The following is a 21242-nucleotide window of genomic DNA, read 5'->3' as shown; positions in this document are numbered from 1 at the left end:
GAGGCCATCATGGCAAAGGAAAAGTTTGAACGTAATAAGCCGCACGTGAACATTGGCACGATTGGTCACGTTGACCACGGCAAGACGACACTGACAGCGGCGATCACGAAGTATTTTGGTGATTTTAAGGCGTATGATCAGATTGACGGCGCACCTGAAGAGAAGGCGCGTGGGATCACGATTTCGACTGCGCATGTTGAGTATGAGACAGATGCGCGTCACTACGCGCATGTGGACTGCCCTGGTCACGCTGACTATGTGAAGAACATGATCACCGGTGCGGCGCAGATGGACGGCGCGATCTTGGTTGTGAACGCGGCGGACGGCCCTATGCCACAGACGCGCGAGCACATTTTGCTTGGTCGTCAGGTTGGTATCCCTGCGATGGTTGTTTACATGAACAAAGTCGATCAGGTTGATGACGAAGAGTTGTTGGAACTTGTTGAGATGGAAATCCGCGAGCTTCTGTCTTCCTACGACTTCCCTGGCGATGACATTCCTGTTGTTAAAGGGTCTGCTTTGGCTGCGATGGAAGGCCGTGACGCAGAGATCGGTGAGAACTCGATCCGCGCGTTGATGGAAGCTGTTGACAGCTACATCCCAACGCCTGCACGCGCAGTTGACCAGCCATTCTTGATGCCAATTGAAGACGTGTTCTCGATTTCTGGCCGCGGCACAGTTGTGACGGGCCGTGTTGAGCGTGGTGTGATCAATGTGGGTGACGAGATTGAGATCGTTGGTATCCGCGACACCTCCAAGACGACCTGCACAGGCGTTGAGATGTTCCGCAAGCTGCTTGACCGTGGTGAAGCGGGCGACAATATCGGCGCGCTTCTGCGTGGTGTCGACCGTGAGGGCGTTGAGCGTGGTCAGGTTCTCTGCAAGCCAGGTTCTGTGAAGCCACATACGAAGTTCGAAGCTGAGGCCTATATCCTCACAAAAGAAGAAGGTGGTCGTCACACCCCATTCTTCGCGAACTACCGTCCTCAGTTCTACTTCCGCACCACGGACGTTACCGGCACTGTGACCCTGCCTTCTGGCACGGAAATGGTTATGCCTGGCGACAACCTGAAGTTCGAAGTCGAGCTGATCGCCCCCATCGCGATGGAAGATGGTCTGCGCTTCGCCATCCGCGAAGGCGGCCGCACAGTCGGCGCAGGCGTGGTCTCCAAAATCATCGCTTAAGATTTGAGATTGGCACGCGGGGGAAACCCCGCGTGCCATCTTCACCCGCTGGGTGCAATTTCGCACCCAAATTGAAACCGGTTCGACGAGGGAATGTGGTGACACATTGCCCTCCTCTCAATCGTAAAGGATCAGAGTAATGGCCATTCAAAGCCAAAACATCCGTATCCGCCTCAAGGCGTTTGATTACCGCGTTCTGGATGCCAGCACGCAGGAAATCGTGAACACCGCCAAGCGGACGGGTGCACAGGTGCGCGGGCCTATCCCGCTGCCAAACAAGATCGAAAAATTCACTGTTCTGCGTGGGCCTCACATCGACAAGAAGAGCCGCGACCAGTGGGAAATTCGCACCCATAAGCGTCTGTTGGATATTGTTGATCCAACACCACAGACTGTGGATGCATTGATGAAGCTCGACCTCGCCGCTGGCGTGGATGTCGAGATCAAGGTCTAAGGGGGGCATCGGATATGTTGCGCTCTGGAGTGATCGCTAAAAAATTGGGTATGACCCGCCTGTTCATGGAAGATGGTCGTCAGATCCCTGTGACTGTTTTGCAATTGGATGGTCTTCAGGTTGTGGCACAGCGCACCACTGACAAAGATGGCTACACTGCCATCCAGCTCGGTGCAGGTTCCGCAAAAGCAAAGCGCGTTTCGGCGCCAATGCGCGGCCATTTCGCCGCTGCAAAGGTTGAGCCTAAGCGTAAGCTTGCGGAATTCCGTGTTGACCCTGAGAATTTGGTGGCCGTTGGTGAAGAAATCACTGCAGACCATTATTTCGAAGGTCAATTCGTTGACGTGTCTGGCACCTCGACCGGTAAAGGTTTCGCGGGTGCGATGAAGCGCCATAACTTTGGCGGTTTGCGTGCGTCTCACGGCGTTTCGATCAGCCACCGTTCGCATGGTTCGACAGGTCAGTGTCAAGATCCTGGTCGCGTGTTTAAGGGCAAGAAAATGGCAGGCCATTTGGGCTCGGTGCGCGTCACCACTCAAAACCTGCAAGTTGTTCGCACCGATGCAGATCGTGGCCTGATCATGGTCAAAGGCGCTGTTCCTGGCACCAAAGGTGGTTGGGTGACCATCAAAGACGCGGTGAAAAAGCCATTCCCTGAGAATGCTGTTTTGCCTGCTGCTTTGAAATCCGCCGCCGCCGCAGCTGCGCCTGCAATCGAGGCCCCCGCAGAGGACGCCCCCGCCGAGGGAGGTGAAGCATAATGAAACTTAACGTCATTAAATTGGACGGTGGCAAAGCGGGATCTGTTGATCTTGGCGATGACATTTTTGGTCTTGAGCCCCGTGCTGACATCCTGCACCGCGTTGTCCGTTGGCAGCGTAACAAGGCGCAGGCAGGCACGCACAAGGTTAAAACCCGTTCTGAAGTCAGCTATTCGACCAAGAAGATCTATCGCCAAAAGGGCACTGGTGGCGCGCGCCACGGGTCTCGTAAGGCGCCGATCTTCCGTAAGGGTGGCATTTACAAAGGCCCAACCCCACGCAGCCATGCGCACGAGCTTCCTAAGAAGTTTCGTAAGCTTGGTCTGAAGCACGCTTTGTCTGCCAAAGTGGCGGCAGGCGAGTTGGTGATCATCGAAGCAGCGGCCATGGCCGAGGCGAAAACCGCACAATTGGCCAAGCAGGTGAAGAACCTTGGTTGGAAGCGTGCCTTGATCATTGACGGTGCAACGGTTGATGCGAACTTCGCCCAAGCGGCGCGCAACATCGAGGGTCTCGATGTGCTGCCATCCATGGGCGCGAATGTCTATGACATCCTCAAGCGCGACACTCTGGTGTTGACGAAGGCGGGTGTCGAAGCACTGGAGGCTCGCCTAAAATGAGCACTAAGCCAGAACATTATGACGTGATCCGCCGCCCGATCATCACGGAAAAAGCCACTATGGCCTCCGAGAACAATGCGGTTGTGTTCGAAGTTGCGATTGATGCGAATAAACCCCAGATCAAGGAGGCTGTTGAAAGCCTGTTTGGTGTGAAGGTGAAAGCGGTCAATACAACTGTCACCAAAGGCAAGAACAAGCGTTTCCGTGGCATCGCGGGCACCCGTAAGGATGTCAAGAAGGCCTATGTAACGCTCGAAGAAGGCAACACAATCGACGTGGCCACAGGTCTTTGATCTGTCCCACGTTCGGGCGTTTTGCCTGATCTGACCTCAGCGAGGCCCCGACTGCGGATGCGGTTGGGGCCTTGTTCATCGCAAAGGCGGCTGCACAGTCGGGAAGGGGCCTTGACCTTGGGGCTTCACTTTCCTACACAGCGCCATCGCGATAGCCCCAGATTCGTCTGGGGCTTTGCTGTTGTTCGCATGAACGACATTTCACTGGGACCTTCGGGGCCCTCATTTATCGGTCACCCAATTCGGGGGACTTACAACATAGGTGGGTTTTTAATTACCTGCCGTTAGCAAACGGAAGACAGAAAGCATGGCACTTAAGTCGTATAAGCCGACGACGCCGGGCCAGCGCGGGCTGGTGCTGATCGACCGTTCGGAGCTGTGGAAAGGACGTCCTGTCAAATCCTTGACTGAGGGTTTGACGAAAAAGGGCGGTCGGAACAATACCGGACGGATTACCGCACGCCGCCGCGGTGGTGGCGCGAAGCGTCTCTATCGTATCGTGGATTTCAAGCGTCGTAAATTTGACGTCACAGCCACGGTTGAACGGATCGAATACGATCCTAACCGCACCGCCTTCATCGCGTTGCTCCGCTACAGCGATGGCGAGCAGGCCTATATCCTCGCGCCACAGCGTTTGGCTGTTGGGGATGCGGTTGTCGCCTCTGCAAAAGCAGATATTAAGCCCGGTAACGCAATGCCATTTTCGGGCATGCCCATCGGGACAATCGTTCACAATATCGAATTGAAGCCCGGCAAGGGTGGCCAAATCGCACGCGCGGCGGGCACGTATGCCCAGTTCGTTGGTCGTGACGGTGGCTATGCTCAGATCCGCCTCTCTTCTGGTGAATTGCGTTTGGTGCGTCAGGAATGCATGGCAACCATTGGTGCCGTGTCAAACCCTGACAACTCGAACCAAAACCTTGGTAAAGCGGGCCGCGTCCGCCACATGGGAAAGCGTCCAAGCGTCCGTGGTGTTGCGATGAACCCAATCGATCACCCACATGGTGGTGGTGAAGGCCGCACATCTGGTGGCCGTACGCCAGTTACCCCATGGGGTAAGGATACCAAGGGCACACGCACCCGCAACAAGAACAAGGCATCGCAGAAGCTGATTATCCGCTCGCGTCATGCCAAGAAGAAAGGGCGTTAATAGATGAGCCGTTCTGTATGGAAAGGCCCTTTTGTCGACGCATACGTCCTCAAGAAGGCAGAAAAAGCGCGGGAGTCTGGGCGCAACGAAGTGATCAAAATCTGGTCGCGCCGTTCAACCATCCTGCCGCAATTCGTTGGCCTCACCTTTGGTGTCTATAACGGGCAAAAGCACATCCCCGTGAACGTCACTGAAGACATGATCGGTCAGAAATTCGGTGAATATTCTCCAACGCGCACCTATTACGGGCACGCTGCGGATAAGAAAGCGAAAAGGAAGTAAGCCATGGGCAAGGATAAGAATCCCCGCCGCGTGGCGGACAATGAAGCGATGGCAAAACTGCGCATGTTGCGCACAAGCCCGCAGAAATTGAACCTCGTCGCGCAAATGATCCGTGGGAAGAAAGTTGACAAGGCTTTGACCGCGTTGACCTTTTCCAACAAGCGCATCGCGATTGACGTGAAGAAATGCCTTCAGTCTGCCATTGCGAATGCTGAAAACAACCACAGCCTTGATGTGGATGAATTGGTCGTTGCCGAAGCATATGTTGGCAAGAACCTGATCATGAAGCGTGGTCGTCCACGTGCCCGTGGTCGGTTTGGCCGCATCCACAAGCCGTTCTCTGAACTAACCATCAAGGTTCGCCAGGTCGAGGAGCAAGCGTAATGGGTCATAAGGTAAATCCAATTGGCATGCGCCTGCAGGTCAACCGCACTTGGGACAGCCGCTGGTATGCGGACACCAAGGATTACGGCAACCTGTTGCTCGAAGATCTGCGTATGCGTGAATTCGTGGCGAAAGAGTGCAAGCAAGCTGGTGTCTCCAAAGTCATCATCGAGCGCCCGCACCGCAAGTGCCGCGTCACCATCCACACCGCTCGCCCTGGTGTTATTATCGGGAAAAAAGGTGCGGATATTGAAGGCCTGCGCAAAAAGCTGGCCGCAATGACCGACAGCGAATTGCACCTCAACATCGTTGAAGTGCGCAAGCCAGAAGTTGATGCGGCATTGGTGGCAGAGTCCATCGCTCAGCAGCTTGAGCGCCGCGTTTCGTTCCGCCGCGCAATGAAGCGCGCCGTGCAGAACGCGATGCGCATGGGTGCCTTGGGTATCCGTGTTAACGTGGCTGGTCGCTTGGGTGGCGCTGAAATCGCCCGCACCGAATGGTATCGTGAGGGCCGCGTGCCGCTTCACACATTGCGCGCAGACATTGACTACGCGCATGCACAAGCGTCCACACCTTACGGGATCATTGGGATCAAGGTCTGGATCTTCAAGGGTGAAATCCTTGAGCATGATCCATCGGCGCGTGATCGCCGTTTGGCCGAAATGCAGGATAGCGGTGGGGCACCACGCCCGCGCCGTGATCGCTGAGGAGTTTGACAGATGCTGCAACCAAAGCGCACAAAATTCCGCAAGATGCACAAAGGCCGCATCAAGGGTGAAGCAAAAGGCGGGTCTGACCTGAACTTTGGCACTTTTGGCCTGAAAGCCCTTCAGCCTGAGCGCGTTACCGCGCGCCAGATCGAAGCTGCCCGCCGCGCCCTGACACGCCACATGAAGCGTCAAGGTCGTGTATGGATCCGCATCTTCCCTGACACCCCTGTAACTTCGAAACCAACCGAAGTGCGTATGGGTAAAGGTAAAGGTTCGGTCGATTACTGGGCATGCAAGGTCAAACCAGGCCGCGTTATGTTTGAGATTGACGGCGTTAACGAAGAAATCGCACGCGAGGCGCTGCGCCTTGCCGCGATGAAGCTGCCAATCAAAACACGCACCGTGGCACGCGAAGACTGGTAATTTCAGTTTCGTTTGTGAAAATCAAAACCCCCGCAGAGCAATCTGCGGGGGTTTTTCTTTAGTCCCAACGATAATTAAAGCTGACGCTGATCCGCTCATCCTCGGCCATATTCATCGGCACCTCATGGCGCAACCAGCTTTCCCATAGCAGCACATCACCGACATTCGGTTTTACATAGATAAAGGGCTGTAATTCTGCGCGTGCGGTCTTGGCCCGCGTTGGGGCCGCCATCATGCGCGACAGGCGCGGGTCTTCCAGTTTCAACGCCGATGCACCTTCGGGCATTGAAACATAGGTCGTCCCCGAAATCACCGAATGCGGATGAATATGCGAGCTATGCGTGCCGCCTTCGGGCAGGATGTTGATCCATAAATCTTCAAGAATCAGAGCGCGGCCATCCAGATCGAATTCCAAATCCTTGACGAATTCAGCGACATGATGATCGAGAATTTTCACCAAATCCGCAAAGATCGGAAAGCGCCAAGGCAGATCGGTGAGCGAGGCATAGGACGTATATCCAGGATATCCGTTTTCCTCGCACCATGTTTGACCTGCTTCGTCATCTTCTGCGATAACCAGGCAAGATTGCTCTAACTCGGCCAAATCAAGGTGAGGGGCTGCCTCGTGCAGATTGCCGTGATAGAGGAGTGTGACGAATAAGGATGATATCTGTGCCATAGGCCTTCCTTAGATCAAGATGCGCCAAGCCGCGCGGAGCGGATGACGGAACCATAGCCTAGGTCTAGGTGCGGGGCGAGGGCAGACCACAACCGCCTTTGAAAAACGCGGATAAATTCCCCCGTGGGGTTGCCATATGCCCAAGATGCGCGTATGTGCCGCCCTTATCCACCTACTCCAACGGAATCAGGGTGACGCTTTTTGCGGCCCTCCGTTGATTGTTGAAAAGGAAGACCAACGCGATGAACGCGCAAGACCTACGTGATAAAACGCCTGACCAGCTGCGTGATCAGCTTGTTCAGTTGAAGAAGGAAGCGTTTAACCTGCGCTTCCAACAGGCCACTGGCCAATTGGAAAACACCGCCCGTATGCGCCAAGTGCGCCGTGACGTGGCCCGTGTGAACACGATTCTATCTCAGAAGGCAGCAGCAGCCGCAGGGGAGGCCAACTAATGCCCAAACGTATCCTGCAAGGTGTTGTCACCTCTGATCAGAATGAACAAACCGTCACCGTGTCTGTAGAGCGCCGCTTTACGCACCCAGTGATGAAGAAGACGGTTCGTAAGTCCAAGAAGTATCGGGCCCACGATCCGCAGAACCAATTCAAAGTTGGCGATATCGTCCGCATTCAGGAATGTGCGCCAATTTCGAAGTCGAAACGCTGGGAAGTCATCGCAAACTAAGCGCTGAATTTCAGTTTAACGAAACCCTGGGGGTAATGTCCGCATCGGCGCCCCCAAAGGTCGGGAGATACCACTATGATCCAGATGCAGACCAATCTGGATGTAGCTGACAACTCTGGCGCTCGCCGAGTTCAGTGCATCAAGGTTCTGGGTGGATCCAAGCGGAAATATGCCTCGGTGGGTGACATCATCGTGGTCTCCGTTAAGGAAGCCATCCCACGCGGTCGTGTAAAGAAGGGCGATGTCCGGAAGGCCGTTGTCGTGCGAACCGCAAAAGAAGTACGCCGCGAAGATGGCACAGCCATCCGTTTCGACCGCAATGCGGCCGTGATCCTCAACAACAACAACGAGCCTGTTGGCACCCGTATCTTCGGGCCAGTTGTGCGTGAGTTGCGTGCGAAGAACTTCATGAAGATCATCTCGCTCGCTCCGGAGGTGCTGTAATATGGCTGCCAAGTTGAAAAAGGGCGACAAGGTCGTCGTGCTTGCTGGCAAGGATAAGGGCAAAGAGGGTGAAATCTCTGCCGTTATGCCAAAGGCCAACAAAGCCATCGTGGACGGCGTGAACATCGCCATCCGTCACACCCGCCAATCTGCACAGGGCCAAGGCGGCCGCCTTCCAAAGGCGATGCCAATTGACCTGTCCAATCTGGCGCTTCTGGACAAAAACGGCAAACCCACCCGTGTTGGCTTCAAGGTTGAAGACGGCAAGAAGGTGCGTATCGCCAAAACCACGGGGGAGGCCATCTAATGCTTGATACGGCAAACTATACCCCACGCCTGAAGGCGGCTTTTGCTTCGACTGTTCGCCCTGCGATGAAGGAAGAGTTCGGCTATAAGAACGATATGCAAATCCCACGTTTGGATAAAATTGTTCTGAACATCGGCGCAGGCGCCGAAGCCGTGCGTGACAGTAAAAAAGTCAAATCCGCTCAGGAAGACCTCAGCGCGATTGCAGGCCAGCAGGCCGTTGTGACCAAGGCAAAGAAATCCATCGCGGGCTTCCGTGTTCGCGAAGATATGCCTCTTGGCGCAAAGGTTACCCTGCGCGGCGACCGCATGTATGAATTCCTTGATCGTCTGATCACTGTGGCTATGCCGCGCATCCGCGACTTCCGCGGCGTGTCTGGCAAATCCTTTGACGGCCGTGGCAACTACGCCATGGGCATCAAAGAACATATCGTTTTCCCTGAAATCAACTTCGACAAGGTCGACGAGGTTTGGGGAATGGACATTATCATTTGCACCACCGCGAAAACTGACGCGGAAGCCAAGGCGCTGTTGAAGCATTTCAACATGCCCTTCAATTCGTGATCGCGGGAGGAGAGTAGAACAATGGCAAAGAAGTCCATGGTTGCACGCGAAGTTAAGCGCCAAAAGCTTGTTGCGAAATACGCAACAAAGCGTGCCGCGCTGAAAGAAATCGCGAATGATGAATCGAAGCCGATGGAAGAGCGTTTTAAAGCTCGTCTGAAACTGGCAGAGCTGCCACGTAACAGCTCCGCCACTCGTCTTCATAACCGTTGCCAGCTCACGGGGCGCCCAAAGGCCTATTACCGTAAGCTGAAAGTCTCGCGTATCATGCTGCGTGAATTGGCCTCGAACGGCCAAATCCCCGGCATGGTTAAGTCGAGCTGGTAAGGAGGTCTGACAGATGAATGATCCTCTTGGTGATATGCTGACCCGCATCCGCAATGCGCAGATGCGTGGCAAGTCCACAGTCGTGACGCCCGCTTCCAAGCTGCGTGCTTGGGTTTTGGATGTGTTGGCCGATGAAGGCTATATCCGCGGCTACGAGCGCACCTCTGATGCCGCAGGGCATCCTGCGCTGGAAATCAGCCTGAAATACTATGAAGGCAGCCCCGTGATCCGCGAGATTAAGCGCGTATCCACCCCCGGTCGTCGTGTTTACATGAACGTGCAGGATATTCCGCAGGTTCGGCAAGGTCTTGGTGTTTCCATCGTCTCCACCTCCAAAGGTGTGATGTCCGATGCGAATGCACGTCAGGCCAATGTCGGCGGCGAAGTTCTCTGCACCGTATTCTAAGGAGGCCTGAAGCATGTCTCGTATTGGGAAAAAACCGGTCGGACTGCCTGGTGGTGTAACAGCCACTGTGTCTGGCCAGACGATCGAGGTGAAGGGGCCAAAAGGCACCCGTAGCTTTACCGCCACCGATGATGTCACAATCGCAGTCAATGACAACGCGGTTGATGTGACACCACGCGGCAAGTCCAAGCGTGCGCGCCAGCAATGGGGTATGAGCCGTTCGATGGTTCAGAACCTCGTCACTGGCGTGACGGATGGCTTCAAGAAAGAGCTGGAGATCACAGGTGTGGGTTATCGCGCCGCTATCCAAGGCAATGTTCTGAAACTGTCCTTGGGTTATAGCCACGATGTGGATTTCCAAGTGCCACAAGGTGTGACGGTGACAACACCAAAGCCAACCGAAGTGGTGATCGAAGGGATTGATCAGCAATTGGTCGGTCAGGTTGCAGCAAACATTCGCGAATGGCGTGCGCCCGAGCCTTACAAGGGCAAGGGGATCCGCTATAAGGGCGAATATATCTTCCGCAAGGAAGGTAAGAAGAAGTAAGGGCGACGAAGATGGCAAACAGCAAACGAGAACTGTTCCTCAAGCGCCGCCTGCGCGTTCGGAACAAGCTGCGGAAAATGGCAGACGGGCGCGCGCGCCTCTCTGTTCACCGCTCGAACAAGAATATCAGCGTTCAGTTGATCGACGATGTAAAAGGCGTGACTTTGGCCTCGGCATCTTCGCTCGAAAAAGATCTGGGCGTTCTTGGCAAGAACAATGTCGAAGCGGCCGCAAAAGTGGGCGCAGCGATTGCAGACCGTGCAAAGAAAGCGGGCGTGTCGGAATGCTATTTCGACCGTGGCGGTTTCTTGTTCCACGGCCGCGTCAAAGCTTTGGCTGACGCAGCCCGCGAAGGTGGTTTGAAGTTCTAATCCATGTAGGCGGCGCGCAAGTGCCGCCTCGATGATCGGGGAGAGGGCCTTTCATGTGCCCCTCACTGCGATTGACCAAAACAGGCGCGCGGGATGCGCCAGAACTGAAGGATGCCAAACATGGCAGAACGTGAACAACGTCGGGGCCGTCGCCGCGAAGAGCGCGAAGAAACCCCAGAATTCGCCGACCGTCTGGTCGCAATCAACCGCGTATCGAAGACCGTAAAAGGTGGTAAGCGTTTCGGCTTTGCCGCTCTGGTGGTTGTCGGTGACCAGCGTGGTCGTGTGGGCTTTGGCAAAGGGAAAGCCAAAGAAGTTCCTGAAGCGATCCGTAAGGCAACCGAACAAGCCAAGCGCAACCTTATTCGCGTGCCTCTGCGCGAAGGCCGCACCCTGCACCACGATGCGCAGGGCCGTCATGGCGCAGGCAATGTCGTGATGCGCACCGCCCCTGAAGGGACGGGGATCATCGCGGGTGGTCCAATGCGCGCCGTGTTCGAGATGCTTGGCATCAAGGACGTTGTTGCGAAATCATTGGGCTCGCAGAACCCTTACAACATGATCCGCGCAACCCTTGATGGTCTGCGTCAGGAAAGCTCGCCTCGTCAGGTGGCTGCGCGCCGCGGCAAGAAAGTTGCCGACATCCTGCGCAAGCCCGAAGCCGAAGTTGCGGCAGACGCCTGAGGAGAGTGAGCAATGGCTAAAACTATCGTTGTAAAACAGATCGGCTCGCCGATCCGCCGCCCTCAAGATCAGCGCGCAACGCTGATTGGTTTGGGTTTGAACAAGATGCACAAAACCCGCGAGTTGGAAGATACCCCTTCCGTGCGTGGCATGATCAACAAGATCCCGCATCTGGTAGAAATCATTGAGGAGCGCGGGTAATCCGCGCCCTTAATCCTGCCCCAGCTTTCTGGGGCGCTTTTGATCATTGTGCCGCGTTTGCCGCCACGGTCGCTCGGGTGGCAATTCCGGCTAAAGGAGTAGCGACATGAAACTGAATGAATTGCGCGATAACCCAGGTGCAACCAAGAAAGCCAAGCGAATTGGTCGTGGCCCTGGTTCTGGCAAAGGTAAAATGGGTGGCCGTGGTATCAAAGGTCAGAAATCCCGTTCGGGTGTGGCCATCAACGCCTATGAAGGCGGTCAGATGCCCCTCTATCAGCGCCTTCCAAAGCGTGGCTTCAACAAGCCAAACCGTAAAGAATTCGCTGTCATCAATTTGGGCCTGATCGAGAAATTCCTCGAGGCGGGCAAATTGGACGCAAAAGCAGAAATTACCGAAGATGCATTGGTTGCATCGGGCTTGGTGCGCCGCAAGTTGGACGGCATCCGCGTTTTGGCCAAAGGTGACATCTCGAAGAAAGTAACGATCACTGTCACAGGTGCTTCCAAAGCAGCGGTTGAAGCTGTTGAAAAAGCAGGTGGCAAGCTCAACGTAGCGGCACCAGCAGCGGCAGAGTAATCTGCCGCAGGCTTTCGACCAAGATGAGCCTTGAGACTTGCGGCTGAGCCGCATACATCAAGGGCAGGGTTTTTCGCGCCGCAAGATCGCAAGCTCGGTCTTGCGGCGCAATATATGATGAGGGGCGGTATGGCTTCAGCAGCTGAACAGATGGCGGCTAATCTGAGTTGGAAGTCGTTTGGCAAAGCGTCCGAATTGCGCCAGCGCATTTGGTTCACGCTTGGTCTTTTGATCATTTATCGGATCGGCACCTATATTCCTGTTCCAGGGATTGACGGACAAGAGTTGCGCAATTTCTTTGACGCGGCCTCTGCAGGTCTGGGCGGTGTTTTGAACATGTTCACAGGCGGCGCCCTAAGCCGCATGGGTGTGTTCGCATTGGGGATCATGCCCTATATCTCGGCCTCGATCATTGTGCAGCTGATGACCTCGATGGTGCCTGCCTTGGAGCAGTTGAAGAAAGAGGGCGAACAGGGCCGTAAGAAAATCAACCAATATACGCGCTACGGCACGGTCGCCTTGGCAACCGCGCAGGCCTATGGTCTGGCCGTCAGCATGGAGTCGGGCGGTCTTGCCTCGGATCCGGGTTGGTATTTCCGCGCGGCCTGTCTGATCACCCTTGTGGGCGGCACGATGTTCCTGATGTGGCTTGGCGAGCAGATCACGCAGCGCGGCATCGGTAACGGCATTTCTCTGATCATCTTTGTTGGTATCATCGCAGAAATCCCTGCGGCTCTGGCGCAGTTTTTTGAACAGGGCCGTTCTGGTGCCTTGTCGACGCCTATGGTTTTGGGCGTGATTGTGATGTTGATCGCAACGCTGTTTTTCGTGGTGTTCATGGAACGCAGCCTTCGCAAGATCCACATCCAATACCCCCGCCGCCAAGTCGGCATGAAGGTCTATGATGGCGGCAGCAGTCATTTGCCGATCAAAGTTAACCCCGCGGGCGTGATCCCAGCGATCTTCGCATCATCCTTGTTGTTGTTGCCAACAACCATGACGACCTTTTCGGGCAGTGAGGCGGCAGGGCCAGTTCTGTCATGGATCCTTGCAAATTTTGGCCCCGGTCAGCCCCTCTATCTGCTGTTCTTTGCAGGTATGCTGATTTTCTTCACCTATTTCTACACGCTGAACGTGGCCTTTAAGACCGATGATGTGGCGGACAATCTGAAAAACCAAAATGGGTTTATCCCGGGCATCCGTCCTGGTCAGCGCACTTCGGAATATTTGGAATATGTTGTGAACCGTGTTCTTGTGCTTGGTGCAGGGTATTTGACCTTAGTCGCCCTCTTGCCCGAGATTGTGCGCTCGAACTTGTCAATCACGGCTTATTTCGGCGGCACATCCATTCTGATCATCGTCTCGGTCGGCATGGATACGGTGCAGCAGATCCAATCGCATTTGCTGGCCCATCAATACGAGGGCTTGCTTGAGCGATCTCAACTGCGTGGCCGCAAAGGGACGGGCGCGGGGCGTGCCAAGCGCCGCACGCCACAGCGCAAATGACTGCGATTATTCTTCTCGGCCCCCCAGGCGCGGGTAAGGGAACCCAAGCGCGCCGCTTGGTTGAGGCGCGTGGCATGGTTCAGCTTTCCACTGGGGATATGTTGCGCGAGGCGCAGGCCTCTGGCACGGAAATGGGCAAACGGGTCGCCGATGTGATGGCCCGTGGTGAATTGGTGACGGATGAGATTGTCATTGGCCTGATCCGCGAGAAACTAGATGCTGGCCCTGCTGGCGGCGTCATCTTTGACGGGTTTCCCCGCACCTTGGCACAGGCAGATGCGCTTGAGGCATTGCTGGCCGAGATGGGTCTTGCACTTGATGCCGTGATTGAAATGCGTGTGGATGATGAGGCTCTTGTGGCGCGGATCACGGCGCGTTCAACCTGCGGTGGTTGCGGTGAGGTGTATAATGACATCACCAAACCAATTCGTGCCGATGGCACCTGCAGCACCTGTAGCGGTACCGAGTTCAAGCGCCGCGCGGATGACAATGAAGACAGTCTGCGACAGCGCCTGATGGAATATTACAAAAAGACATCGCCGCTGATTGGCTACTACCATGCCAAGGGGCATTTGCAGGCGGTGGATGGTTTGGGCGAGATTGATGCGGTCGCAAGCGGCATCGCAGCCATATTGGATCAGCCCAAATCTTAACCCCTATCCCCTTGACGGGGGAAGGGAAAAAGCCTATGCGCAGGCTTCCCATTAAGGGAATCATCGGGTGGATGCCGCCCGATAAATCGAAAAAGGTCTTGCGGCTTTTTTGCAGCAAGACCTTTTGGTTGTGAAAAAAGGTTCTGGGGCTACGGAACCGCAACGAGAGGAAAGATAAGTGGCACGTATCGCAGGGGTCAACATCCCCACAGCCAAGCGCGTTCCCATTGCGCTGACATATATCACTGGCATTGGCCAATCATCCGCATATTCAATCTGCGAAGCCGTAGGGATCGACCCTGCGCGCCGCGTGAATGAATTGTCTGACGCCGAAGTCTTGAAAATTCGTGAACATATCGATGCGAACTTCACCGTAGAAGGTGACTTGCGCCGTGAAGTTCAGATGAACGTAAAGCGTTTGATGGATTTGGGGTGCTATCGTGGCCTCCGTCATCGCCGCAACCTGCCTGTGCGCGGTCAGCGCACCCACACCAACGCGCGAACCCGTAAGGGGCCTGCAAAGGCAATCGCGGGTAAGAAGAAGTAAGGGGAGGCAGATAAATGGCTCGTGACAAGACCCGCGTAAAACGCAAAGAACGTAAAAACATCGCTGCCGGTGTGGCGCATGTGAACAGCTCGTTCAACAACACAAAAATCCTGATCTCTGACGTGCAGGGCAATGCGATCTCTTGGTCGTCTGCTGGCACGATGGGGTTCAAAGGCAGCCGTAAATCCACCCCCTATGCCGCGCAGATGGCCGCAGAAGATGCGGGCCGCAAGGCACAGGAACATGGTGTGAAAACACTCGAAGTTGAAGTGCAGGGGCCAGGCTCTGGTCGTGAATCCGCACTTCGTGCTTTGGCCGCTGTTGGGTTTCAGATCACGTCTATCCGCGACGTGACCCCAATCGCGCACAATGGCTGCCGCCCGCCAAAGCGTCGCCGCGTGTGACACGTGCGATTTTTCTTGGGCCGCGTGCGCGTCACGCGGCCTGAGTGGTTATTTGATCCTCGAGCGTCTCTGGCCTTGGATCGGTCAGCGACAGGAATGGAGGCTCCACAATGATCCATAAGAATTGGCAAGAACTGATCAAGCCAACCCAGCTGGTTGTAAACCCTGGCACCGACCCTGCGCGCAAGGCAACAGCGATTGCCGAGCCGCTTGAGCGTGGCTTTGGTCTGACCCTTGGCAACGCGCTTCGCCGCGTTTTGATGAGCTCGCTGCAAGGCGCGGCCATCACCTCTGTGCAGATCGACAACGTCTTGCACGAGTTTTCCTCGGTCGCTGGTGTGCGCGAGGATGTAACGGACATCGTTCTCAACCTTAAAGGCGTGGCCTTGCGCATGGAAGTTGAGGGGCCAAAGCGCCTTTCCGTGACCGCAAAAGGGCCTAAGGTTGTCACCGCAGGCGACATTTCCGAAAGCGCAGGTATCGAAGTTCTGAACAAGGATCACGTGATCTGTCACTTGGATGACGGCGCGGATTTCTTCATGGAACTGACGGTGAACACGGGCAAAGGCTATGTCTCTGCAGATAAGAACCGCCCAGAAGATGCGCCAATTGGTCTGATCCCGATTGACGCGATCTATTCGCCCGTCAAGAAAGTATCCTATGACGTGCAGCCGACCCGTGAAGGTCAGGTTCTCGATTATGACAAACTGACTGTCAAAGTCGAAACAGATGGCTCGGTCACCCCTGAGGATGCCTTGGCCTATGCTGCACGTATTTTGCAGGATCAATTGCAGATCTTCGTCAACTTTGACGAGCCAGAAGCCGCAGGTCGTCAGGATGATGATGATGATCTCGAATTCAACCCGCTGCTTCTCAAGAAGGTGGACGAGTTGGAATTGTCGGTTCGCTCTGCAAACTGCCTGAAGAACGACAACATCGTCTATATCGGTGATCTGATTCAGAAAACCGAAGCCGAGATGCTGCGCACACCAAACTTTGGCCGCAAATCCTTGAACGAGATCAAGGAAGTGCTGTCTGGCATGGGTCTGCATTTGGGAATGGATATCGTTGATTGGCCGCCAGACAACATCGAAGAGCTGGCCAAGAAATACGAAGACAATTTTTGATTTCGCAAGGGGCGCGCGTGATGCGCGCCTCTCGCACCCCCCGGGCATCCCGCCCCAATAAGGAGAGAGACGCAACGCACGGCTCTCGGACAAAGCATGAAATGAAGGAGATTTAACCATGCGTCACGGATCTGGCTATCGCCGTCTGAACAGAACCCATGAACACCGCAAAGCGATGTTCTCGAACCTTGCTGGCTCATTGATTGAGCATGAGCAGATCAAAACCACCTTGCCTAAGGCGAAAGACCTGCGCCGTGTGGTTGAGAAGCTGATCACATTGGGCAAGCGCGGTGACTTGCACGCACGCCGTCAAGCGGCTGCTGCGCTGAAGCAAGACGCCCATGTAAAGAAATTGTTCGAAGTTCTTGGCCCCCGCTATGCGGAGCGTCAGGGCGGCTATGTGCGCGTTCTCAAGGCGGGTTTCCGCTATGGTGATATGGCGCCAATGGCCATCATCGAATTCGTGGATCGTGATCCCGAAGCAAAAGGTGCCGCAGATCGTGCGCGCCTTGCTGCAGAAGAAGCGGCTGCTGAATAAGCACACCCCTTTTGCGAATAGTTTTGAAAACCCCTCGCGCCAATCGCGGGGGGTTTTCTTTTTGTGCGACCGCGCATGGGGGATTTTCCTCTGCCCCTGCAAAGGCTAGGCTTTGGCCATGAGTGAGCTCTTTCAATCTGATCCAGACCCCTCCCCAAAGGCGCAGGCTATGCGCCCCTTGGCAGATCGTGTGCGCCCGTCCGAGTTGAAGGATGTGATTGGTCAGCAGCATTTGCTAGGGCCTGAGGGCAGTTTGCGGTTGATGCTGGATACCGGGGTGCTGTCCTCGTTGATTTTCTGGGGGCCACCTGGTGTGGGAAAGACCACGCTTGCGCGGCTTTTGGCGCGCGAGACGGATTTCCACTTTGAGCAGATCAGCGCGATTTTTTCTGGCGTGGCAGAGCTGCGCAAAACATTCGATGCCGCAAAGCTGCGCCGCAAAGCGGGGCAGGGCACGCTTTTATTCGTGGATGAAATCCACCGCTTTAACAAAGCCCAACAAGATAGTTTTTTGCCCCTGATGGAGGATGGCACAATCTTATTAGTGGGGGCCACGACCGAGAACCCAAGTTTTGAGATCAATTCCGCTGTGCTGTCACGCGCGCAGGTTCTCACCTTGAACCGCCTTAGCGAGGACGACCTGCGCGCCCTTTTGGCACGGGCTGAGCGCGAATTGGCGCGCGATTTGGCCTTACCTGAAGAAACTCAAGCGGCCCTCATTGCCATGGCCGATGGGGACGGGCGCGCCATGTTAAACCTCATCGAACAGGTGGCTGCATGGCCCGACCATGCGGGGGTGTCCGCGGCCACGCTCTCTGCGCGGCTACAGCGCCGCGCCGCTCAATATGACAAGTCGGGCGATGGCCATTACAACCTGATTTCTGCTTTGCACAAATCCATTCGCGGGTCTGATCCAGACGCGGCTCTTTATTGGTTCTCGCGCATGTTGGAGGGGGGCGAAGACCCGCGGTTCTTGGCGCGCCGTCTGACGCGTATGGCGGTAGAGGATGTTGCCCTTGCTGACCCACAGGCGCAGCAGGTGTGTTTGGCCGCGTGGCAAAGCTACGAGCGTTTGGGCTCGCCCGAGGGTGAGCTGGCCTTGGCCAATGCTGTGATCTATCTGGCCCTCGCGCCAAAATCGAATGCCGCCTATGTCGCCTATAAGGCCGCGCGTAAATTGGCGGCGCAGACAGGATCGCTTGCCCCGCCGAAGCATATCTTAAACGCCCCAACCAAGCTGATGAAAGAGCAGGGCTATGGCGCAGGCTATGCCTATGATCACGATACTGAAGATGGGTTTTCTGGGCAGAATTACTTTCCCGATACAATCACGCGCCCCAGTTTCTATGAACCTGTAGAGCGTGGGTTTGAGCGCGATCTTGGAAAGCGGGTAGCATATTTTGCGAAGCTTAGGCGCGACCGAAACCGCGATGAGTGACCCGTGCCGCGGCTTTTGGTTGACAACAGACAGGCAGGGGCAGAAAGAGCCACCCATGATTTGGACAGTTTTTCAGGTGGCCCTTGGGGGCGCGATTGGTGCATCGCTGCGCTATCTTGTTGGCGTAGGTCTACATCGTGCGCTTGGGCCGACCGCTTTTCCCGTTGGGGTGATCTCGGTCAATATTCTTGGCTCTTTCTTGATGGGTCTTTTTGTGGGCCTTGCCGCACAGCGCGGGCTGACCCATTTATCCCCTTTCGTCATGACGGGGATCTTGGGCGGGTTTACAACATTTTCTTCCTTTTCGCTTGAGGTCATCACGCTTTATGAGCGGGGCGATTTAGGGTTGGCGGCGGCCTATATTCTGGGCTCGGTCATCCTTTCTCTCGTTGCGATTTTCTTGGGGTTGATGCTGACACGGGTGGCGCTGCCATGATGGGTGTTCAGGTTTTGGCTGTCGCGGATGCAGATGCGGACCAGCGGCTTGATCGGTGGTTCCGCCGCCTTTTCCCGCATATCCCGCAAGGCCGCATTGAAAAGATGTGCCGTAAAGGTGAAATCCGTGTCGATGGTGGGCGCGTGAAACCCGCAACACGCCTGCAATCTGGGCAGGAGGTGCGCATCCCCCCCTTGCCTGACCCAATGCCCGAAGATGCGCTTGGCGCGCCGCGGGTGCAGAAATCGGCCATCTCGGACGCGGATGCCGCGATGATGCGCCGCGCGGTCATCTATCAAGATGATCATCTGATTGCGATTAACAAACCCGCAGGTTTGCCCACACAAGGCGGCAGCGGGCAAGGGGGGCGGCACGCTGATGCGTTGGCGGCCTGTCTTGCGCGCGAGGGTGAGGATAAGCCGCGCCTTGTTCATCGCTTGGATAAGGACACATCGGGCGTTTTGCTCTTGGCGCGCAGCAGGCAAGCCGCGCAGGCTCTCACCGATGCCTTTCGCCATCGTGAGACGCGCAAGATTTACTGGGCCGCCGTTGCAGGCGCGCCTTTGCCCCGAATGGGTAAAATCAAGTTTGGATTGGTAAAGGCCGCAGGCCATGGCAAAGGGGGCGAAGGCGAAAAGATGCGCTGCCTTCATCCGTCTGAAATCGCCACCACCGATGGGGCCAAGCGGGCCGAGACGGATTATGCAACGCTCTCTGCGCTTGGGGGGCGGGTGTCATGGGTGGCGATGGTGCCGATTACTGGCCGCACCCATCAATTGCGCGCCCATATCGCAGAACTTGGCCACCCGATCGTGGGGGATGGCAAATATGGCGGCAGCAGTCAGGAAAATTTGGGCGATGGATGGGGCGCGCAATTGGGGGGTGAAATCAGCCGCAAGCTGCATCTTCACGCGCGCTATCTGAAATTCCGTCACCCTTTCACCAAACGGGATCTCACGCTAACCGCAGCCTTGCCTGATCACATGGCCTGCACATGGGATTTGTTCGACTGGCGCGCCGAAGATGTGCCCGTTGACCCGTTTTATGATGAGCTTGGATGACTGCGCCTTATCTGATCATTTTCGATGTCGATGGCACGTTAATCGACAGTCAGGCACATATTGTAGCTTCGATGGAGGCGGCATTTGGCGGCCTTGATTTGCCTGCGCCAAGCCGTGCGCAGACCTTGTCAATCGTAGGCCTATCGCTACCCGTGGCCATGCTGCGCCTTGCGCCTGATCATAGTGCCGAGATGCACGCCGATTTGCTCGAAGGGTATAAGGCGGCCTTTCAATCATTGCGCCTCAGCGCGGATGGCGCGGCCTTGTCGCCGTTGTTTGAGGGGGCGATCTCAGTTCTAGAGACACTGCAGGCTGACCCGCGCTTTGTTTTGGCTATTGCGACTGGCAAGTCACGGCGGGGGATGGAACATATTTTGGATCAACACGGGCTGCGACCCTATTTTGCCTCCGTTCAGGTCGCCGATGATCACCCCTCAAAGCCACATCCCGCGATGGTGAAGGCCTGTTTGTCTGAATGTGATGTGCCCGCTGCGCGGGCCGTGGTGATCGGTGACACCACCTATGATGTCGAAATGGCGAAGGCCGCAGGCGCACAGGCTATAGGCGTCTCTTGGGGGTATCACAGCGTAGAGGATTTGCGGCAGTCTGGAGCCGACCCCATTTTGCAGCGCTTTGGTGATTTGCCCGCTGCCCTTGAACGAATTTGGAGCCTGACATGAGCGAATGGAAAGCCCGCCGTTTTTGGACATCTGCCAGCGTTGAAACGTTGGAAGGTGGCTATACGGTTCACTTGGACACACGGGCCGTCAAAACACCGCTTAAGGCGCCGCTGATTGTGCCAACCCAAACCATGGCCGAGGCGATTGCAGCAGAATGGACGGCCCAAGCCGAAGAGATTAATCCCCTCACCATGCCTGTCACACGGTCGGCAAATGCCGCGATTGATAAGGTCAGCGCACAAAAGCCAGAGGTTGTGGCAATGCTAGCGGCCTATGCTGAGACAGATTTACTCTGTCACAGGGCTGATCACCCACAGGAATTGGCCACACGCCAGGAGGCGGGATGGCGACCCGTTTTGGACTGGGCTGCGAGCGAGTTGAACGCGCCCTTGATCGTCACAATCGGCGTTTTGCCCGTGCCGCAACCGCAAGATAGCCTTGATCGGGTGCATCAGATTCTCTCGCAGTTTGATAATTTTTCTTTGACCGCATTGCATGACCTGATTTCCATCTCTGGCTCAGCCCTATTGGGGCTTGCCGTGGCGAAAGGCCAGTTCTCGCCGCAAGAAGCATGGAATCTGTCGCGAATCGATGAAAATTTTCAGGCAGAGCTTTGGGGCGAAGACGAAGAAGCCTTGGATGTGGCCGCGAAGAAAAAGGACGCTTTTCTTCACGCAGCACATTTTTACAGACTTGCAGACGGGCACTAGGCCCTTGGGGCAGGTTGAGGCCTTGTTTTTTAATGAATATGTAATCTGCCCAAGCAGCAAGCATCCCACGAACGGCTGCTATAAAGTTA

General features: G+C 55.6%; 34 protein-coding genes. 33 read left to right on the top strand and 1 reads right to left on the bottom strand.

What is annotated here, in order from left to right; translation table 11 throughout:
- The first annotated feature begins 9 nt into the window (after nucleotides 1-9).
- The 10 genes from tuf (at nucleotide 10) to rplP (ending at nucleotide 6262) form a co-directional block, all read left to right on the top strand.
- Nucleotides 10-1185 carry an elongation factor Tu gene (gene tuf, locus AAC632_RS02315; protein ID WP_340243653.1) on the top strand — a complete coding sequence of 392 codons (1176 nt, stop codon included), beginning with the start codon at nucleotides 10-12 and terminating at the stop codon, nucleotides 1183-1185.
- Between the two features lie 145 nt (nucleotides 1186-1330).
- On the top strand, nucleotides 1331-1639 hold the full coding sequence (gene rpsJ, locus AAC632_RS02310) for a 30S ribosomal protein S10 (protein WP_010400227.1): 309 nt from the start codon (nucleotides 1331-1333) through the stop codon (nucleotides 1637-1639).
- Between the two features lie 14 nt (nucleotides 1640-1653).
- Nucleotides 1654-2400 carry a 50S ribosomal protein L3 gene (gene rplC, locus AAC632_RS02305; protein WP_340298323.1) on the top strand — a complete coding sequence of 249 codons (747 nt, stop codon included), beginning with the start codon at nucleotides 1654-1656 and terminating at the stop codon, nucleotides 2398-2400.
- A complete protein-coding gene (gene rplD / locus AAC632_RS02300) occupies nucleotides 2400-3020 on the top strand; it encodes a 50S ribosomal protein L4 (protein ID WP_340298324.1) in 621 nt (206 codons plus the stop codon). The genes rplC and rplD overlap by 1 nt, the downstream gene beginning before the upstream one ends.
- Complete coding sequence (locus AAC632_RS02295) at nucleotides 3017-3313, top strand: 50S ribosomal protein L23 (RefSeq protein WP_317657409.1); 297 nt, start codon at nucleotides 3017-3019, stop codon at nucleotides 3311-3313. The genes rplD and AAC632_RS02295 overlap by 4 nt, the downstream gene beginning before the upstream one ends.
- A gap of 307 nt (nucleotides 3314-3620) precedes the next feature.
- A complete protein-coding gene (rplB, locus tag AAC632_RS02290; protein WP_340298325.1) occupies nucleotides 3621-4463 on the top strand; it encodes a 50S ribosomal protein L2 in 843 nt (280 codons plus the stop codon).
- A 3-nt stretch (nucleotides 4464-4466) separates the two neighbouring features.
- Nucleotides 4467-4745 (top strand): 30S ribosomal protein S19, encoded by a 279-nt coding sequence (gene rpsS, locus AAC632_RS02285; RefSeq protein ID WP_217777634.1) that lies wholly within the window; start codon nucleotides 4467-4469, stop codon nucleotides 4743-4745.
- Nucleotides 4746-4748: 3 nt separating this feature from the next.
- Nucleotides 4749-5129, top strand: coding sequence for a 50S ribosomal protein L22 (gene rplV / locus AAC632_RS02280; protein WP_317657411.1), 381 nt, complete (start codon nucleotides 4749-4751; stop codon nucleotides 5127-5129).
- Nucleotides 5129-5836 carry a 30S ribosomal protein S3 gene (gene rpsC / locus AAC632_RS02275; RefSeq protein WP_340298326.1) on the top strand — a complete coding sequence of 236 codons (708 nt, stop codon included), beginning with the start codon at nucleotides 5129-5131 and terminating at the stop codon, nucleotides 5834-5836. The genes rplV and rpsC overlap by 1 nt, the downstream gene beginning before the upstream one ends.
- Before the next feature lie 12 nt (nucleotides 5837-5848).
- The gene (gene rplP / locus AAC632_RS02270) at nucleotides 5849-6262 is read left to right on the top strand and encodes a 50S ribosomal protein L16 (protein ID WP_317657413.1); all 414 of its coding nucleotides are present in this window, start codon (nucleotides 5849-5851) and stop codon (nucleotides 6260-6262) included.
- 58 nt (nucleotides 6263-6320) lie between these two features.
- On the opposite strand, the gene AAC632_RS02265 is transcribed toward rplP, so the two are convergent.
- Nucleotides 6321-6941 carry a 2OG-Fe(II) oxygenase family protein gene (locus tag AAC632_RS02265; RefSeq protein ID WP_340298327.1) on the bottom strand — a complete coding sequence of 207 codons (621 nt, stop codon included), beginning with the start codon at nucleotides 6939-6941 and terminating at the stop codon, nucleotides 6321-6323.
- Nucleotides 6942-7183: 242 nt separating this feature from the next.
- On the opposite strand from AAC632_RS02265, the gene rpmC reads away from it, so the two are divergent.
- From rpmC to AAC632_RS02150, 23 genes are all read left to right on the top strand, one after another.
- A complete protein-coding gene (rpmC, locus tag AAC632_RS02260) occupies nucleotides 7184-7393 on the top strand; it encodes a 50S ribosomal protein L29 (RefSeq protein WP_317657415.1) in 210 nt (69 codons plus the stop codon).
- Nucleotides 7393-7623 carry a 30S ribosomal protein S17 gene (gene rpsQ, locus AAC632_RS02255; RefSeq protein WP_317657416.1) on the top strand — a complete coding sequence of 77 codons (231 nt, stop codon included), beginning with the start codon at nucleotides 7393-7395 and terminating at the stop codon, nucleotides 7621-7623. Before rpmC ends, rpsQ begins: the two co-directional genes overlap by 1 nt.
- Nucleotides 7624-7698: 75 nt before the next feature.
- Nucleotides 7699-8067, top strand: coding sequence for a 50S ribosomal protein L14 (rplN, locus tag AAC632_RS02250; RefSeq protein ID WP_005621870.1), 369 nt, complete (start codon nucleotides 7699-7701; stop codon nucleotides 8065-8067).
- A gap of 1 nt (nucleotide 8068) precedes the next feature.
- Nucleotides 8069-8374 (top strand): 50S ribosomal protein L24, encoded by a 306-nt coding sequence (gene rplX, locus AAC632_RS02245; RefSeq protein WP_340244637.1) that lies wholly within the window; start codon nucleotides 8069-8071, stop codon nucleotides 8372-8374.
- Complete coding sequence (gene rplE / locus AAC632_RS02240; protein WP_317657418.1) at nucleotides 8374-8937, top strand: 50S ribosomal protein L5; 564 nt, start codon at nucleotides 8374-8376, stop codon at nucleotides 8935-8937. Before rplX ends, rplE begins: the two co-directional genes overlap by 1 nt.
- A 21-nt stretch (nucleotides 8938-8958) precedes the next feature.
- A complete protein-coding gene (gene rpsN / locus AAC632_RS02235; RefSeq protein ID WP_340244635.1) occupies nucleotides 8959-9264 on the top strand; it encodes a 30S ribosomal protein S14 in 306 nt (101 codons plus the stop codon).
- A 13-nt stretch (nucleotides 9265-9277) separates the two neighbouring features.
- Nucleotides 9278-9670: a 30S ribosomal protein S8 gene (rpsH, locus tag AAC632_RS02230; RefSeq protein ID WP_317657420.1), complete on the top strand. Its 393-nt coding sequence runs from the start codon at nucleotides 9278-9280 to the stop codon at nucleotides 9668-9670.
- A 13-nt stretch (nucleotides 9671-9683) separates the two neighbouring features.
- Nucleotides 9684-10217: a 50S ribosomal protein L6 gene (gene rplF / locus AAC632_RS02225; RefSeq protein WP_317657421.1), complete on the top strand. Its 534-nt coding sequence runs from the start codon at nucleotides 9684-9686 to the stop codon at nucleotides 10215-10217.
- A gap of 11 nt (nucleotides 10218-10228) precedes the next feature.
- Entirely contained in the window at nucleotides 10229-10588 is a 360-nt protein-coding gene (gene rplR / locus AAC632_RS02220) for a 50S ribosomal protein L18 (RefSeq protein ID WP_340298328.1), read from the top strand.
- A gap of 120 nt (nucleotides 10589-10708) precedes the next feature.
- On the top strand, nucleotides 10709-11272 hold the full coding sequence (rpsE, locus tag AAC632_RS02215; RefSeq protein WP_317657423.1) for a 30S ribosomal protein S5: 564 nt from the start codon (nucleotides 10709-10711) through the stop codon (nucleotides 11270-11272).
- A 12-nt stretch (nucleotides 11273-11284) separates the two neighbouring features.
- Nucleotides 11285-11473 carry a 50S ribosomal protein L30 gene (rpmD, locus tag AAC632_RS02210; RefSeq protein WP_213675014.1) on the top strand — a complete coding sequence of 63 codons (189 nt, stop codon included), beginning with the start codon at nucleotides 11285-11287 and terminating at the stop codon, nucleotides 11471-11473.
- A gap of 106 nt (nucleotides 11474-11579) precedes the next feature.
- Complete coding sequence (gene rplO, locus AAC632_RS02205; RefSeq protein WP_340254027.1) at nucleotides 11580-12053, top strand: 50S ribosomal protein L15; 474 nt, start codon at nucleotides 11580-11582, stop codon at nucleotides 12051-12053.
- 129 nt (nucleotides 12054-12182) lie between these two features.
- A complete protein-coding gene (secY, locus tag AAC632_RS02200; protein ID WP_340298329.1) occupies nucleotides 12183-13559 on the top strand; it encodes a preprotein translocase subunit SecY in 1377 nt (458 codons plus the stop codon).
- Complete coding sequence (locus tag AAC632_RS02195; protein ID WP_340298330.1) at nucleotides 13556-14212, top strand: adenylate kinase; 657 nt, start codon at nucleotides 13556-13558, stop codon at nucleotides 14210-14212. The genes secY and AAC632_RS02195 overlap by 4 nt, the downstream gene beginning before the upstream one ends.
- A gap of 178 nt (nucleotides 14213-14390) precedes the next feature.
- Nucleotides 14391-14759, top strand: coding sequence for a 30S ribosomal protein S13 (rpsM, locus tag AAC632_RS02190; protein WP_317657427.1), 369 nt, complete (start codon nucleotides 14391-14393; stop codon nucleotides 14757-14759).
- A gap of 14 nt (nucleotides 14760-14773) precedes the next feature.
- Entirely contained in the window at nucleotides 14774-15163 is a 390-nt protein-coding gene (rpsK, locus tag AAC632_RS02185) for a 30S ribosomal protein S11 (protein ID WP_317657428.1), read from the top strand.
- Nucleotides 15164-15273: 110 nt separating this feature from the next.
- Nucleotides 15274-16290 (top strand): DNA-directed RNA polymerase subunit alpha, encoded by a 1017-nt coding sequence (locus AAC632_RS02180; RefSeq protein WP_317657429.1) that lies wholly within the window; start codon nucleotides 15274-15276, stop codon nucleotides 16288-16290.
- A 118-nt stretch (nucleotides 16291-16408) separates the two neighbouring features.
- Nucleotides 16409-16828: a 50S ribosomal protein L17 gene (gene rplQ / locus AAC632_RS02175; protein ID WP_317657430.1), complete on the top strand. Its 420-nt coding sequence runs from the start codon at nucleotides 16409-16411 to the stop codon at nucleotides 16826-16828.
- A 118-nt stretch (nucleotides 16829-16946) separates the two neighbouring features.
- Nucleotides 16947-18266 (top strand): replication-associated recombination protein A, encoded by a 1320-nt coding sequence (locus AAC632_RS02170; protein ID WP_340299863.1) that lies wholly within the window; start codon nucleotides 16947-16949, stop codon nucleotides 18264-18266.
- A 55-nt stretch (nucleotides 18267-18321) separates the two neighbouring features.
- Nucleotides 18322-18702: a fluoride efflux transporter CrcB gene (gene crcB, locus AAC632_RS02165; protein ID WP_340259772.1), complete on the top strand. Its 381-nt coding sequence runs from the start codon at nucleotides 18322-18324 to the stop codon at nucleotides 18700-18702.
- Nucleotides 18699-19763, top strand: a complete 1065-nt coding sequence (locus tag AAC632_RS02160) for an RluA family pseudouridine synthase (protein WP_340298332.1) — start codon at nucleotides 18699-18701, stop codon at nucleotides 19761-19763. The genes crcB and AAC632_RS02160 overlap by 4 nt, the downstream gene beginning before the upstream one ends.
- Nucleotides 19760-20443: an HAD-IA family hydrolase gene (locus tag AAC632_RS02155; protein ID WP_340298333.1), complete on the top strand. Its 684-nt coding sequence runs from the start codon at nucleotides 19760-19762 to the stop codon at nucleotides 20441-20443. Before AAC632_RS02160 ends, AAC632_RS02155 begins: the two co-directional genes overlap by 4 nt.
- A complete protein-coding gene (locus AAC632_RS02150) occupies nucleotides 20440-21153 on the top strand; it encodes an ATP12 family chaperone protein (RefSeq protein WP_340298334.1) in 714 nt (237 codons plus the stop codon). Before AAC632_RS02155 ends, AAC632_RS02150 begins: the two co-directional genes overlap by 4 nt.
- The last annotated feature ends 89 nt before the right edge of the window (nucleotides 21154-21242 follow it).

Origin of the sequence: Roseobacter sp. HKCC-CH-9351 (assembly GCF_037830295.1) — a bacterium.
In the GTDB taxonomy this organism is placed as follows: domain Bacteria; phylum Pseudomonadota; class Alphaproteobacteria; order Rhodobacterales; family Rhodobacteraceae; genus M30B80.
The sequence above is the reverse complement of the archived record's forward strand: the minus strand, read 5'-3'. Positions and strand labels throughout refer to the sequence as shown.